The sequence below is a fragment of the Leclercia sp. S52 genome, from assembly GCF_039727615.1.
GTDB classification, from domain to species: Bacteria; Pseudomonadota; Gammaproteobacteria; order Enterobacterales; family Enterobacteriaceae; genus Enterobacter; species Enterobacter adecarboxylatus_B.
Genome location: NZ_CP152474.1, coordinates 3,811,112 through 3,825,857 on the forward strand (window position 1 = coordinate 3,811,112; position 14,746 = coordinate 3,825,857).

The 14,746-nt window shown below is 59.7% G+C and carries 10 protein-coding genes and 4 pseudogenes; 11 read left to right on the plus strand and 3 right to left on the minus strand.

Annotated features, from left to right (window positions below):
- Position 1: 1 nt before the first annotated feature.
- From hycC to AAHB66_RS18195, 3 genes and pseudogenes are all read right to left on the minus strand, one after another.
- Positions 2 to 1,835: pseudogene (hycC, locus tag AAHB66_RS18185) on the minus strand (formate hydrogenlyase subunit 3).
- Positions 1,835 to 2,441 (minus strand): annotated as a pseudogene (locus AAHB66_RS18190) (4Fe-4S dicluster domain-containing protein). The pseudogenes hycC and AAHB66_RS18190 overlap by 1 nt, the downstream one beginning before the upstream one ends.
- Before the next feature lie 76 nt (positions 2,442 to 2,517).
- Positions 2,518 to 2,976 carry a transcriptional regulator gene (locus AAHB66_RS18195; RefSeq protein ID WP_347113943.1) on the minus strand — a complete coding sequence of 153 codons (459 nt, stop codon included), beginning with the start codon at positions 2,974 to 2,976 and terminating at the stop codon, positions 2,518 to 2,520.
- A gap of 234 nt (positions 2,977 to 3,210) precedes the next feature.
- On the opposite strand from AAHB66_RS18195, the gene hypA reads away from it, so the two are divergent.
- The 11 genes and pseudogenes from hypA to mprA all read left to right on the plus strand — a co-directional run bounded on the left by hypA (position 3,211) and on the right by mprA (position 14,746).
- Positions 3,211 to 3,561 carry a hydrogenase maturation nickel metallochaperone HypA gene (gene hypA, locus AAHB66_RS18200; protein ID WP_347113944.1) on the plus strand — a complete coding sequence of 117 codons (351 nt, stop codon included), beginning with the start codon at positions 3,211 to 3,213 and terminating at the stop codon, positions 3,559 to 3,561.
- A 3-nt stretch (positions 3,562 to 3,564) separates the two neighbouring features.
- Positions 3,565 to 4,437: a hydrogenase nickel incorporation protein HypB gene (gene hypB, locus AAHB66_RS18205; RefSeq protein ID WP_347113945.1), complete on the plus strand. Its 873-nt coding sequence runs from the start codon at positions 3,565 to 3,567 to the stop codon at positions 4,435 to 4,437.
- The gene (locus AAHB66_RS18210) at positions 4,428 to 4,706 is read left to right on the plus strand and encodes a HypC/HybG/HupF family hydrogenase formation chaperone (protein WP_347113946.1); all 279 of its coding nucleotides are present in this window, start codon (positions 4,428 to 4,430) and stop codon (positions 4,704 to 4,706) included. Before hypB ends, AAHB66_RS18210 begins: the two co-directional genes overlap by 10 nt.
- Complete coding sequence (gene hypD / locus AAHB66_RS18215; RefSeq protein ID WP_347113947.1) at positions 4,706 to 5,827, plus strand: hydrogenase formation protein HypD; 1,122 nt, start codon at positions 4,706 to 4,708, stop codon at positions 5,825 to 5,827. The genes AAHB66_RS18210 and hypD overlap by 1 nt, the downstream gene beginning before the upstream one ends.
- A pseudogene (hypE, locus tag AAHB66_RS18220) lies at positions 5,824 to 6,835 on the plus strand (hydrogenase expression/formation protein HypE). The gene hypD and the pseudogene hypE overlap by 4 nt, the downstream one beginning before the upstream one ends.
- Positions 6,836 to 6,865: 30 nt before the next feature.
- Entirely contained in the window at positions 6,866 to 8,953 is a 2,088-nt protein-coding gene (gene flhA, locus AAHB66_RS18225; protein WP_347113948.1) for a formate hydrogenlyase transcriptional activator FlhA, read from the plus strand.
- Between the two features lie 318 nt (positions 8,954 to 9,271).
- A pseudogene (gene proV / locus AAHB66_RS18230) lies at positions 9,272 to 10,462 on the plus strand (glycine betaine/L-proline ABC transporter ATP-binding protein ProV); the annotation flags it as partial.
- 5 nt (positions 10,463 to 10,467) lie between these two features.
- Positions 10,468 to 11,544 (plus strand): glycine betaine/L-proline ABC transporter permease ProW, encoded by a 1,077-nt coding sequence (proW, locus tag AAHB66_RS18235; RefSeq protein WP_347113949.1) that lies wholly within the window; start codon positions 10,468 to 10,470, stop codon positions 11,542 to 11,544.
- A 9-nt stretch (positions 11,545 to 11,553) separates the two neighbouring features.
- Entirely contained in the window at positions 11,554 to 12,549 is a 996-nt protein-coding gene (gene proX / locus AAHB66_RS18240; protein ID WP_347113950.1) for a glycine betaine/L-proline ABC transporter substrate-binding protein ProX, read from the plus strand.
- 169 nt (positions 12,550 to 12,718) lie between these two features.
- On the plus strand, positions 12,719 to 13,903 hold the full coding sequence (locus tag AAHB66_RS18245; protein ID WP_347113952.1) for an MFS transporter: 1,185 nt from the start codon (positions 12,719 to 12,721) through the stop codon (positions 13,901 to 13,903).
- A 312-nt stretch (positions 13,904 to 14,215) separates the two neighbouring features.
- Positions 14,216 to 14,746, plus strand: coding sequence for a transcriptional repressor MprA (gene mprA, locus AAHB66_RS18250; protein ID WP_032613564.1), 531 nt, complete (start codon positions 14,216 to 14,218; stop codon positions 14,744 to 14,746).

Sequence of the window (14,746 nt, forward strand, 5' to 3'; positions counted from 1 at the left end):
CTCAGGCTCCTCGGGAGATAACGACAACCACCAGCACCGCCAGCTCAATCAGGGCGATACGGTGGAACAACACGGCGGTGCCGTCGCACTGCCAGCCGGGGATCAGGCGCACCGGGTTGAGCCACTTGCGCAGCTTCAGCACCGGGGCAAAGGACTCTTTCACCGGCATCGCAAAGCCGTGAGCGGTGATGACCATCGCGGCTTCGTGATCGTAGCCGCAGACCCAGGCAAAGCCGCGGGAGCGGTTCGCCAGACGGTCGCCTTTGAACAGCACCATCACGATAAACGGCAGCAGCAGACCGGCGAGCAGCAGCAGGGTCATCATCGGCTGCGAGACCGTGGACATCTCGCCGCCGCTGACCGGGAACAAACCGCTGATCATCGGCAGGAACCATGGGGCCGCCACACCGCCCGCCACGCAGAGCAGCGCCGCCAGCACGGTGCTGAAGGTCATCATCCCCGGCGCGCAGCGGGCGTTTTCCGCCTCCTTTGTGCGCGGTGCGCCGAGGAAGGTGACGCCATAGATTTTCGCCATACACATCACCGCCAGCGCGCCGGTGATTGCCAGGCCGGTCGCCAGCAGCGGCCCCAGCAGACGGGCGATAAACGCATCGTGGGTGCCGAGGTTAAAGAAGGACTGATAGATCACCCACTCTCCGGCAAAGCCGTTCAACGGCGGCAGGGCTGCCATCGCCATCAGCCCCACCAGCATGGCCAGCGAGATGAGCGGCATTTTTTTGCCGATACCGCCGAGCTTCTCAATATCGCGATGGCCGGTGCGATACCACACCGCGCCCGCACCGAGGAACAGCGTGGTTTTAAACAGCCCGTGGCTGACCAGGTGGTAGAGACCGCCGGTAAAGCCGAGCGCAATCAGCAGGTTGCTGTGCAGCGCAATACCGGTGACGCCCGCCCCGAGGCCGAGCAGGATAATGCCGATGTTTTCCAGGGTGTGATACGCCAGCAGGCGCTGGATGTTGTGCTCCATCAGAGCGTACAGGCCGCCGATAAAGGCGGTGAGCATCCCCATCACCAGCAGCAGCACCCCGAGCCACAGCGGCGGTAAGGCTCCACTGAGGGAAACGGTGAGCATGCCGTAGAGACCGACCTTCATCACCACCGTGGAGAAGAGCGCGGCGGCCGGGGCGCTGGCGTTAGCATGCGCCTGCGGAGCCCAGCCGTGCAGCGGGATCACCCCGGCCAGCAGGCCAAAGCCCGCCAGCCCCGGCAGCCAGACGCTGGCCCCCGGTGCCTGGGCGGTAGCCAGGGCACTCATCGCCCCAAAGTTCAGGGTGCCGTAGTAGATCCACGCCTGCCAGCAGGCGATGGCCAGCAGGATCGTCCCGAGACGACCCAGCACAAACCACAGCTTGCCGGACTGGGCGCAGCCGGTGAGAAACGCGGCGCAGAGGGCCATCACCTCGGCCATCACCACCAGCCAGCCGAAGTTATCGACCATGATGGCGGCCACGGCGGCAGCCATCAGCAGGTTGGTCAGCAGGCCGTGGCTTCTGGCCTGCGGGGGGGCGGATCCAGGCGACGGTATACAGGCTGATAAGAAACGCCGGCAGGCCGATGGCGATAAGCCATACCGCGCGGATGCCGGTCATCTGCATGCCGATGTGAAGCCAGGTCATCTCAGCCTGCTGCGGCACGATCTGCGGCGCGGCGAGCAGCGTCATCACCCCCGCCATCACCGCCATAGCGCTGCCAATCGCCCCGCCGAAGCCGGAAGCGGCGCGGCTGAGGATGCGGTTTTCGCTGAACACCAGTGCCAGCACGGCGCTGGTCACGTACCACGCCAGCGCCTGGTTAATTAACGATAAGGCGTTCATCAAAGCTCTCCTTGTTGCGACTGGAACAGCGACAGATCGCCCAGATCCGTATGCAGGGTGAGTTCGCGCTTGTTCCGGCTGGCGCGCGCGATGTCCGCGTTATTAATCAGACGCAGGGATTTGGTCGGGCAGGTGCGGACGCACGCCGGGCCGTCCGGGTCGAAGTAGCAGAGATCGCACTTCACCGCGATGGCGCGCACGCCGGGCACCCAGTCGAGGAACGGGCTGACGCGGGCGGGAGCCGGCGGGGCCATCGGCGCCTTGCTGGTATTACAGTTGGCAGGAATGGCCCGCGGGCGGCTGCCGGCAAATTCAACGGCGCCAAACGGGCAGGCAATACCGCACAGCTTGCAGCTGACGCACAGGCTTTCATTAAGCTGGATGGCACCGTCAATGCGGGTGATGGCATTGACCGGGCACACCTGGGCGCAGGGGGGCATCTTCGCAGTGATGGCACAGCTGCGGCGCAGAGTCGGTGTTGTTGCGCATCACTTTCAGTCGCGGCTGGCTTTGCAGGCCATGCTGGCGATGGTTTTCTGAACAGGCTGCCTCACAGGTATGGCACCCGATACAGAGCGTGGGATCGGCAATTACAAAACGATTCACCTGGTTTCCTCTGGTGATAGTCATTTTTGACGAAAAATGGCGGAAGTGTCATTTTCGACACCTGACGACATCGAATTCAGGCGGCAGCGTGGTGCCGGGCGAGCGTCGCCAGGGTCAGCGATTCGCCGCGTTCGGTAGCCTCAAACAGCGCGTTATACACCCCGTTGATTTTCCCGAGAAAATGGTCGAACACCGCCTCGCGCTGGTCGATGTGGACGCTGCCGTCCAGCATCCCGTCGTCGCCCAGACGGGCGCGACCAATCAGCACGCTCTGTTCTTCGTCACGCGCTTCGATGGTGTAATTGAAGATATGCCCGTTGAACGCCTGCTCAGGCGTCACGCGGATCAGGAAGTGGTCGAACAGCCAGAAACCGAGCCCGGTGTCGTTATTGCAGCCCACACTCAGATGCAGACTGGCTTTAGAGAGGGTGATGGCCTGAACCAGGGAATTACCGTAGTGGTTCCAGTGGGCGCGGAGCACGCGCTGTTGTCCGGCAATGAAATTGGCTTTTTCGCTCAATTCGTTAAGTGTCATGGTGATGTACCTGATGCGTCATATGTAAAGAGTTGGCTTCACTAAGCACATTTCATGCCATTTTTTAACGCATTGATTTAATGCATTTTTATTTTTTAAAGCCTGCCCGATCACAAAAAATGACATGTCATTTCGTCATCTTTGTCAGGCTTGAGTCTTCCCCTGCACTTTCTCCTCACTAAAAGCTGGCATCAATATTGCTATAACCCACAAGACTTCACCGGGAATAGCACAATGCACGAAATCACCCTCTGCCAGCAGGCGCTGGAATTGATCGAACAACAGGCCCATCAGCATCACGCGAAGCGGGTGACGGATGTCTGGCTGCGCGTCGGCGCCTTTTCCTGCGTGGAAAGCAGCGCGCTGGAATTTTGCTTTGAGCTGGTGTGCCGCGGCACCCTGGCCGAAGGCTGCGGGCTGTATCTCGAAGAGCAGCAGGCGGAATGCTGGTGTCAGGACTGCCAGGCGTATGTCCAGCTGCTTACCCACCGCGTGCGCCGCTGCCCCGAATGTGGCGGCGCGAGTCTGAATATCGTCGCCGACGACGGACTGCACATCACGCGTCTGGAAATTGAACAGGAGTAAATCATGTGTACTACCTGCGGTTGCGCTCACGGCAACCTCTATATAGAAGGCGACGAGCGGAACGCCCATTCCGCTTTTCGCAGCGCCCCCTTCTCTCCGGCCCCGCGTCAGGCGTTTCAGGTCACGCGCATCGGCGGCGGGGATTTTGCGCCCTCAGAACAACAGCCGGGCCAGCTTGATTACGGCCAGGGCGCCGCAGGCACCCACGCTCCAGGCCTGAGCCAGCGCAAAATGGTCGAGATTGAGATCGACGTGCTGAGCAAAAATAATCAGCTCGCTAAGCTGAACCGCCAGCGGTTCAGCGCCCGACACCAGCTGGCGCTGAATCTTGTCTCCAGCCCCGGTTCCGGTAAAACCACCCTGCTGACCGAGACCTTAAAACGCTTACAGCAGCGCGTCTCTTGCGCGGTGATCGAAGGCGATCAGCAGACCGTGAATGATGCCGAGCGGATCCGCGCTACCGGCACCCCGGCGATCCAGGTCAATACCGGCAAAGGCTGCCACCTCGACGCTCAGATGATTCATGACGCGACGCAGCGCCTGCCGCTGGATGACGGCGGGATCATGTTTATCGAGAACGTCGGCAACCTGGTCTGCCCGGCCAGCTTCGATCTCGGGGAGCGTCATAAGGTGGCGGTGCTCTCCGTGACCGAGGGCGAGGACAAGCCGCTGAAATACCCCCATATGTTCGCCGCCGCCTCCATCATGCTGCTCAACAAGGTCGATCTGCTGCCGTACCTCAATTTTGACGTGGAGAAATGCCTCGCCGCCGCCCGGGAAGTGAACCCGGATATCGCGATCCTGCTGGTCTCCGCCACGCGCGGTGACGGGATGGACGCCTGGCTTGACTGGCTGGAGGCGCAGCGATGTGCATAGGCGTTCCCGGTAAAATCAGCGCCATCGTCGACGGTATGCAGGCCAAAGTAAAGGTCTGTGGCGTGCTGCGCGATGTGGATCTGACTCTGGTCGGTGCCCACGACGACAACGGCAACAGCCGTCTCGGCCAGTGGGTGTTAGTCCACGTCGGCTTCGCCATGAGCGTGATTAATGAAGAGGAGGCGCTGGACACCCTTGCCGCGCTGCAGAACATGTTTGACGTTGAGCCGGACGTGGGCCCGCTGCTGTTTGGCGAGGAGTCCCGCTGATGCGCTTTGTAGATGAGTACCGCGACCCGCAAAAGGTGATGGCCCTGATTGAAACGCTCAACGACCGCGCCAAAGCCCTGCCCTGTACGCCCCAGCGCCCGCTGCGGATTATGGAGGTGTGCGGCGGGCACACCCACGCCATCTTTAAATTCGGCCTCGATCAGCTCCTGCCGGAGAATATCGAGTTTATTCACGGCCCCGGCTGCCCGGTGTGCGTCCTGCCGATGGGGCGGATCGACACCTGCATCGAGATCGCCAGCCACCCGGAGGTGATCTTCTGTACCTTCGGGGATGCGATGCGGGTGCCGGGTAAAAACGGCTCCCTGCTGGATGCCCGGATGCGCGGCGCGGATGTGCGGATTATCTACTCCCCCGCCGACGCGCTGAAGCTGGCCCGGCAGAACCCGGATCGTAAAGTGGTCTTCTTCGGCCTCGGGTTCGAAACCACCATGCCCGCCACCGCCCTGACCCTGCGCCAGGCGAAAGCGGCTAACGTGCAGAACTTCTTCTTTTTCTGCCAGCACATCACCCTGATCCCGGTCCTGAAAAGCCTGCTGGAGCAGCCGGAAAACGGCATCGACGCCTTTCTGGCCCCGGGGCACGTCAGCATGGTGATTGGCACCCACGCCTACGATTTTATTGCCGATGAATATCAGCGCCCGCTGGCGGTGGCCGGTTTTGAGCCGGTCGACCTGCTGCAGGGGGTGTTGATGCTGGTGGAGCAGAAAATCGCCGGTGTCAGTCAGGTGGAAAACCAGTATCGCCGCATCGTGCCGGAAGAGGGTAACCCGCTGGCGCAGGCGGTGATGGACAAGGTGTTTACCATCGAAGGCGAAAGCGAATGGCGCGGGCTGGGGGTCATCGACCACTCCGGCGTGCACCTCACCGAGGCTTATCGCCAGTTTGACGCCGAGCGCCACTTCAGCACCCGGGCGCAAGACATCTGCGACGATCCTGAGGCACGCTGCGGGGCGGTTCTGACCGGGCGCTGCAAACCGGCCCAGTGTCCGCTGTTTGGTAACAAATGCACGCCGCAAAGCGCCTTTGGCGCGCTGATGGTGTCATCGGAAGGGGCGTGTAGCGCCTGGTATCAGTACCGTTCTCAGGAGTGTGAAAGTTGAAACAGATAACCCTCGCCCACGGGAGCGGCGGCCAGGCCATGCAGCAGCTGATCGGCGAGCTCTTTATGCGCGCCTTCGCCAACCCGCTGCTGAACGAGCAGGAAGACCAGGCGCGTATTCCCCTGCATGAACTCACCGCCCAGGGCGACAGGCTGGCCTTTTCCACCGACAGCTACGTGATTGACCCGCTGTTCTTCCCCGGAGGCGATATCGGCAAGCTGGCGATCTGCGGCACGTCTAACGACGTGGCGGTCAGCGGGGCGATCCCGCGCTGGCTCTCCTGCGGCTTTATCCTCGAAGAAGGGCTGGAGATGGCGACGCTGGAACGCATCGTCACCAGCATGGCCACAACGGCCGCGGCGGCGGGGATCACCATCGTCACCGGCGACACCAAGGTGGTCCCGCGCGGCGCGGCGGATAAGGTGTTTATTAACACCGCCGGTATCGGTTCGATTCCCGAGGGGGGTAAACTGGGGCATGCGCCAGATTGCGGTCGGCGATGTGCTGCTGGTGAGCGGTACGCTGGGCGATCACGGCGCGACCATCCTGAACCTGCGTGAAGGTTTAGGCCTGGATGGCGATCTGCAGAGCGACTGCGCCGTCCTGACCCCCCTGATTCAGGCCCTGCGGGCGGAGCCGGGCATCAAAGCCCTGCGCGATGCCACCCGCGGCGGCGTGAATGCCGTCGCCCATGAGTTTGCCGCCAGCAGCGGCTGTGGGATTGAACTGCAGGAGGGCGCCCTGCCCGTGAAGCCCGCCGTGCGCGGCGCGTGCGAGCTGCTGGGGCTGGATCCGCTCAACTTTGCCAACGAGGGCAAGCTGGCTATCGTCGTTAGCCGCCATGAAGCGGAGCGCGTGCTAGGCTTACTTCGCCAGCATCCTCTGGGCCAGGATGCCGCCATCATCGGTGAAGTGGTCGAACGCAAAGGTGTCCGGCTTACCGGACTTTACGGCGTGAAGCGCACCCTGAACCTGCCGCATGCCGAACCGCTGCCGCGTATTTGCTGACAGCAGACTCTCATTTTCTGGATATAACGCATGTCGTATACACCCACGAACGATCCCATCGATCAAGGACTGTTCGATATTACCCGTACCCTGCTGCAACAGCCCGATCTCTGCGCCCTGGCGCGGTCGTTGACCTGGCATGCCCGGCAGATGAACCTGGCCGATCGCGCCAACATCCTGCTCTGGCAGTCAGAGCAGCGTCGTGTCTGTCTGTACGGCACCGACGAGCAGGATCGGGATATCCGCTGTGAAGATGAGCCGCTGCTGGCGAACGGGCCTTTCCGCCGCATGCTGTCGCGCCCGGACGTATTGCACTGTCAGGCGGACACCTTTAAAGAGACCTGGCCGGCGCTGGCCGGGCTGGATCTCTACCCGCCTTTTGCCCACTACTGCCTGACGCCGCTGGCGGCCGACGGCCGGATCTTCGGTGGCTGCGAGTTCCTGCGCGACGACGATCGTCCCTGGCGCGACAGCGATCTCTCCCGGCTGCAAACCCTGACCCAGGCGGCCGGTCTGGCGGTGGAGCAAATCCTCGCCCGGCAGAACAACAGCGACAGCTATGAGGTGCTGTGCCGGGAACGTAACGACTTTCGCCTGCTGGTCGCCATCACCAACGCGGTGCTGTCTAAGCTCGACCTTGATGAACTGGTGACGGAGGTCTCCCGGGAGATCCAGCGCAACTTCGGCATTGATTCCATCAGCATGGTGTTGCGCAGCGAGCGCAAGGGCAAGCTCCTCGTCTACTCCACCCATTACCTGAATAAAGATGCCCCGCTGTACGATCAGAGCGAGGTGGACGAGAAAGGCACGCTGTCTGAAAAAGTCATGCTTAGCAAAAAGATGCTGATGCTTAACCTGCACAGCCGCGATCGGCATGCCCCTTACGAACGCATGCTGTTTGATATGTGGGGCGAGCAGGATCAGACCCTGTGCCTGTTCCCGCTGATTTTCCGCGATCGGATCCTTGGCACCCTGAAGCTGGCCCAGTGTAAGGCTCAGGTCTTCACCGCCTCGAACCTGGAGCTGCTGAACCAGATCGCCGAACGCATCGCCATTGCCGTGGATAACGCCCTCTCCTACCGCGAGATCAGCCACCTCAAGGAGCGGCTGATCGACGAGAACCTCGCCCTGACCGAACAGATCAACAACGTCGCCACCGATTTTGGCGAGATCATTGGCCGCAGCTCGCCGATGATGACGGTGATGAAGCAGGTGGAGATGGTGGCCCACAGCAACAGCACGGTGCTGATCCTCGGGGAGACCGGCACCGGTAAAGAGCTGATTGCCCGCGCCATTCATAACCTGAGCGGACGCAGCGAGCGCCGGATGGTGAAGATGAACTGCGCGGCGATGCCCGCCGGCCTGCTGGAAAGCGACCTCTTCGGCCACGAGCGCGGAGCCTTTACCGGTGCCAGCGCCCAGCATATTGGCCGCTTTGAGCTGGCGGATAAAAGCACGCTGTTCCTTGATGAAGTGGGCGATATGCCCGTTGAGCTCCAGCCCAAGCTGCTGCGCGTGCTCCAGGAGCAGGAGTTTGAGCGGCTCGGCAGCAACCGCACCATCCGCACTGACGTGCGCCTGATTGCGGCCACTAACCGCGACTTAACGCAAATGGTCGCCGATCGTGAGTTTCGCAGCGACCTTTACTACCGGCTCAACGTGTTCCCGATCTTCCTTCCGCCCCTGCGGGAACGCCCGGAAGATATCCCCCTGCTGGTGAAGTCGTTCACCTTCAAGATCGCCCACCGGCTGGGGCGCAATATCGACAGTATTCCGGCGGAGACCCTGCGTCAGCTCAGCAAAATGGAGTGGCCGGGCAACGTGCGCGAGCTGGAAAACGTGATTGAGCGCGCGGTGCTTCTGACCCGTGGCAACGTCCTGCAACTGTCGCTGCCGGATATTGATTATCCGCGCTTCGTCAGCGCCGCGGTGCCTGAGACGCCAGTCAGCCCGATCCGGGAAGGCGAGGAGGAGTATCAACACATTATGCGGGTGCTGAAAGAGACCAACGGGGTGATCGCCGGGCCAAAAGGCGCGGCCAAACGCCTGGGCCTGAAGCGCACCACGCTCCTGTCGCGCATGAAGCGTCTCGGGATCGATAAGAACGCCATTTTGTAATGGTGCCAGAGGGAAATATCACCCGCATGAGTGGAATATAATGCTCATGTTTTCGGGGTGTTATTTCCCTGTCATATTCGCCCGCATTTTTGTTTTGACTCCGCGAATGTCGTCACAATAAGACATTTCTCAAGAAAAATTCATATCGCGCTCAGCCCTTATCTCATGGGAAATTGAGCCGTTTCGCGCGCGGCAAAAATCATGCCACAAGCCAATACAGGGTTGTCTCAGATTCTGAGTATGTTAGGGTATGGCCGGTTAATTATATTCACTGGTAATGATATCGACATAAATAAATAACGGGACATTCTTTATTGCATGGCAATTAAATTAGAAGTTAAAAATCTTTATAAGGTATTTGGCGAGCATCCGCAGCGCGCATTCAAATATATTGAAAAAGGTCTTTCAAAAGAACAAATTCTGGAAAAAACCGGGCTGTCGCTTGGCGTTAAAGACGCCAGTCTGGCCATTGAAGAAGGCGAGATTTTTGTCATCATGGGGTTATCCGGTTCGGGTAAATCCACTATGGTTCGCCTTCTCAATCGCCTGATTGAACCCACCCGCGGGCAGGTGCTGATTGACGGCGTGGATATCGCCAGAATATCGGACGCTGAGCTCCGTGAGGTGCGCAGGAAAAAGATCGCGATGGTGTTTCAGTCGTTCGCCCTGATGCCGCATATGACGGTATTAGATAACACCGCGTTTGGCATGGAATTAGCTGGCGTACCGGCCAGTGAGCGCCAGGAAAAAGCGCTGGATGCACTGCGTCAGGTGGGGCTGGAAAATTATGCCCATGCGTACCCGGATGAACTTTCCGGCGGGATGCGTCAGCGCGTGGGATTAGCCCGCGCATTAGCGATCAACCCCGATATATTATTAATGGACGAAGCCTTCTCGGCGCTCGATCCCTTAATTCGTACCGAGATGCAGGATGAGCTGGTAAAACTGCAGTCGCGGCATCAGCGCACTATTGTCTTTATTTCCCATGACCTTGATGAAGCCATGCGAATTGGCGATCGGATTGCCATTATGCAAAATGGCGAAGTGGTGCAGGTCGGAACCCCGGATGAAATTCTTAATAATCCGGCAAATGATTACGTGCGCACCTTCTTCCGCGGCGTGGATATTAGCCAGGTGTTCAGCGCCAAAGATATCGCCCGCCGATCCCCGAACGGCATTATCCGTAAAACGCCAGGTTTCGGCCCGCGCTCGGCGCTGAAGCTGCTGCAGGACGAAGACCGTGAATACGGCTATCTGGTTGAGCGCGGTAACAAATTTGTCGGTGTTGTCTCCATCGATTCCCTGAAAACCGCCCTTGGCGAAAACGCAGGTATCGATGCGGCGTTAATTGATGCTCCGCTTGCCGTGGACGCCGAAACGCCGCTCAGCGAGTTGCTCTCCCATGTCGGTCAGGCGCCCTGCGCGGTGCCGGTGGTCGGAGAGGAACAACAGTACGTCGGCATCATCTCAAAACGCATGTTGCTGCAGGCTTTAGATCGCGAGGGGGGCAAACAATGGCTGATCAATCTAACCCGTGGGGCACCACAGAGGCCGCCGACAGCGCGGCACAATCCGCTGACGCGTGGGGCTCTTCCACCGCAGCACCCGCGCCAACCGATGGCGGCGCGGCAGACTGGCTGACCAGCGCCCCGGCGCCGGCACCCGAGCATTTCAATATTATGGATCCGTTCCATAAAACCCTGATCCCGCTCGACAGCTGGGTGACCGAAGGGATCGACTGGGTAGTCACACACTTCCGCCCGGTGTTTCAGGGCATTCGCGTGCCGGTGGATTATATCCTCAACGGCTTCCAGCAGCTGATGCTGGGGATGCCAGCCCCGGTGGCCATCGTACTGTTCTCGCTGATTGCCTGGCAGTTCGGCAGCGCGGGGATGGGTGTTGCGACCCTGATCTCGCTGATCCTGATCGGCGCGATCGGGGCCTGGTCGCAGGCGATGATCACCCTGGCCCTGGTGCTGACCGCCCTGCTGTTCTGCGTGGTGATTGGCCTGCCGATGGGGATCTGGCTGGCGCGCAGTCCGCGGGCGGCCAAAATTATCCGCCCGCTGCTGGATGCGATGCAGACTACCCCGGCGTTTGTCTACCTGGTGCCTATCGTGATGCTGTTCGGCATCGGTAACGTGCCGGGCGTGGTGGTGACCATTATCTTCGCCCTGCCGCCGATTGTGCGTCTGACCATTCTCGGGATTAACCAGGTACCCGCCGATCTGATCGAAGCCTCGCGCTCGTTTGGTGCCAGCCCGCGCCAGATGCTGTTTAAAGTGCAGCTGCCGCTGGCGATGCCGACCATTATGGCGGGTGTAAACCAGACCCTGATGCTGGCCCTGTCGATGGTGGTGATCGCCTCGATGATCGCCGTGGGCGGTCTCGGCCAGATGGTGCTACGCGGTATCGGCCGTCTCGATATGGGGCTGGCGACCGTGGGTGGCGTCGGGATCGTGATCCTCGCCATTATTCTTGACCGCCTGACCCAGGCCGTCGGTCGTGATTCACGCAGTCGCGGCAACCGTCGCTGGTATAACACCGGCCCTGTCGGGTTAATCACCCGTCCCTTCACAAAAGCAAAATAAGGAACAACGATGCGACATAGCGTAATTTTTGCCACAGCGTTTGCCACCCTTGCCTCCACCAGCGCATTTGCTGCCGATCTGCCGGGCAAAGGCATTACCGTGCAACCGGTACAGAGCACCATCTCCGAAGAGTCGTTCCAGACCGGGCTGGTCAGCCGGGCGCTGGAGAAGCTGGGTTATACCGTGAGTAAGCCCAGCGAAGTGGATTACAACGTGGGCTATACCTCGATTGCCTCCGGCGATGCCACCTTTACCGCCGTGAACTGGCAGCCGCTGCATGACGATATGTATGCCGCCGCGGGTGGTGACAAGAAGTTCTATCGTGAAGGGACCTTTGTCACGGGTGCGGCGCAGGGTTATCTGATCGACAAGAAAACCGCCGACCAGTACCACATCACCAATATTGAACAGCTGAAAGATCCGAAGATCGCCAAACTGTTTGATACCAACGGGGATGGCAAAGCCGACATGATGGGCTGCTCCCCGGGCTGGGGCTGCGAAGCGGTGATTAACCACCAGAACAAAGCCTTCGACCTGGCGAAAACCGTGGACGTCAGCCACGGCAACTACTCGGCGATGATGGCCGACACCATCGCCCGCTTTAAGGAAGGCAAGCCGGTCATCTATTACACCTGGACCCCATACTGGGTGAGCGACGTGCTGAAGCCGGGTAAAGATGTGGTCTGGCTGCAGGTGCCGTTCTCCTCCCTGCCGGGCGAGCAGAAGGATATCGACACCAAACTGCCGAACGGCATGAACTACGGCTTCCCGGTGAACACCATGCACATCGTCGCCAACAAAGCCTGGGCGGAGAAAAACCCGGCGGCGGCGAAGCTGTTCTCGGTAATGAAGCTGCCGCTGGCGGATATCAACGCCCAGAACGCGATGATGCACGCGGGCAAATCCTCTGAAGCCGATGTTCAGGGCCACGTTGACGGCTGGATCAAAGCCCACCAGCAGCAGTTTGATGCGTGGGTGAATGAGGCGCTGGCCGCGCAGAAGTAAGTCATTGCGCGCTGTGTCCCCTCACCCCGGCCCTCTCCCAAAGGGAGAGGGTTAGGGTGAGGGAACCAGACCGCACAATCCATCACTTAACATCTCCCCGCCGCCCTTCTTCATCCGTTATTATTGTTTTTGAAAAAATAATCACTCAACTAATGATTTCAAAAACCTGATGACAAAAACTAATCAAGGGCTTAGCCCCGCACTTATCCTGCTGATGTCAGTGGCAACCGGTCTGGCGGTCGCCAGTAACTATTACGCCCAGCCCCTGCTGGAAACCATCGCCCGCAATTTTTCGCTCTCGGCAAGCTCGGCCGGTTTTATCGTCACCGCTGCCCAGCTGGGGTATGCCGTCGGCCTGCTGTTCCTCGTCCCGCTGGGGGATATGTTTGAACGCCGGGCGATGATTGTCTCCATGACCCTGCTGGCCGCTGGCGGGATGCTGATCACCGCCTCCAGCCAGTCGCTGGCAATGATGATCGTCGGCACCGCCCTGACCGGCCTGTTCTCGGTGGTGGCGCAGATTCTGGTGCCGCTGGCCGCCACCCTCGCCTCGCCGGAAAAGCGCGGCAAGGTGGTCGGGACCATTATGAGCGGCCTGCTGCTGGGGATTTTACTGGCGCGTACCGTTGCGGGCCTGCTGGCGGGCATCGGCGGCTGGCGCACCGTCTACTGGGTGGCGTCAGTATTGATGGTGGTCATGGCTCTCGCCCTGTGGCGCGGCCTGCCGAAGGTGAAGTCGGAAACCCATCTCAACTACCCTCAGCTGCTGGGCTCGGTCTTTAGCCTGTTCACCCACGATAAACTGCTGCGTACCCGGGCGCTGCTGGGCTGTTTCACCTTCGCTAACTTCAGCATCCTGTGGACCTCAATGGCCTTCCTGCTGGCCTCCCCGCCGTTTAACTATTCCGAAGGGGTGATTGGCCTGTTTGGCCTGGCGGGCGCGGCCGGTGCGCTGGGTGCGCGTCCTGCGGGTGGCCTGGCCGATAAGGGCAAATCGCATCTCACTACCAGCGTCGGGCTGGTGATGCTCCTGCTCTCCTGGGCGGCGATCTGGTATGGGCACGTCTCGGTGCTGGCGCTGATTGTCGGCATCCTGGTACTCGACCTGACCGTGCAGGGGGTGCATATCACCAACCAGACCGTGATCTATCGCGTCAAGCCGGACGCCCGTAACCGCCTGACCGCCGGGTACATGACCAGCTACTTTATCGGCGGTGCCGCCGGGTCACTGATCTCGGCATACGCCTGGCAGCATGCCGGCTGGACGGGCGTGTGTGCGGTCGGGACGGTAATGGCGCTGGTTAACCTGCTGGTCTGGTGGCGCGGCTACCATCGTCAGGAAGCCATTCAATAAGGTTTACATAAGTTTGGGGCTCCTCAGGGTGTTAAGGAGCCCCTCACTCTGTTATGGTGGCGATAATCATTTATTCCGGAAATTTTAATGTGGGTAATATATTAGAATACCGCATGAATAACTTACGCCCGAAGACCCATCCCCGTTTTGCCAGTGCTACCCCCTCTTTTCTGTGCTTACCGGGTCACGGATCTACCCGGCTCTTGATGACGGTGAAATTTGTCTAATGGATTTTAGCCGCACAAATAATTCATTTACATTATTTGTCACTGTCGTTACTATATCGGCTGTAATTAATGAGGTTATGCCCAAATGGATAGTTCGTTTACGCCCATTGAACAAATGCTTAAATTTCGCGCCAGTCGCTATGCAGATTTCCCGTATCAGGAGATCCTGCTGACCCGTCTCTGCATGCACATGCAGGGCAAGCTGCTGGAAAATCGCAATAAAATGCTGAAAGCTCAAGGGATTAACGAGACGTTATTTATGGCGTTGATTACGCTGGAGTCTCAGGAAAATCACAGCATTCAGCCTTCCGAGCTGAGCTGCGCCCTGGGTTCGTCTCGTACCAATGCAACCCGTATTGCCGATGAGCTGGAAAAACGCGGCTGGATCGAACGCCGTGAAAGCGACAATGACCGTCGCTGTCTGCACCTGCAACTGACCGAGAAAGGTCACGAATTCCTGCGCGAGGTGCTTCCACCTCAGCACAACTGCCTGCATCAACTCTGGTCGTCTTTAAGCGGTACCGAGAAAGAGCAGCTCGAGCATATCACCCGTAAGCTTCTCACCCGTCTGGATCAGATGGATGAAGACGGCGCCGTTCTTGAGGCGCTGCGCTAA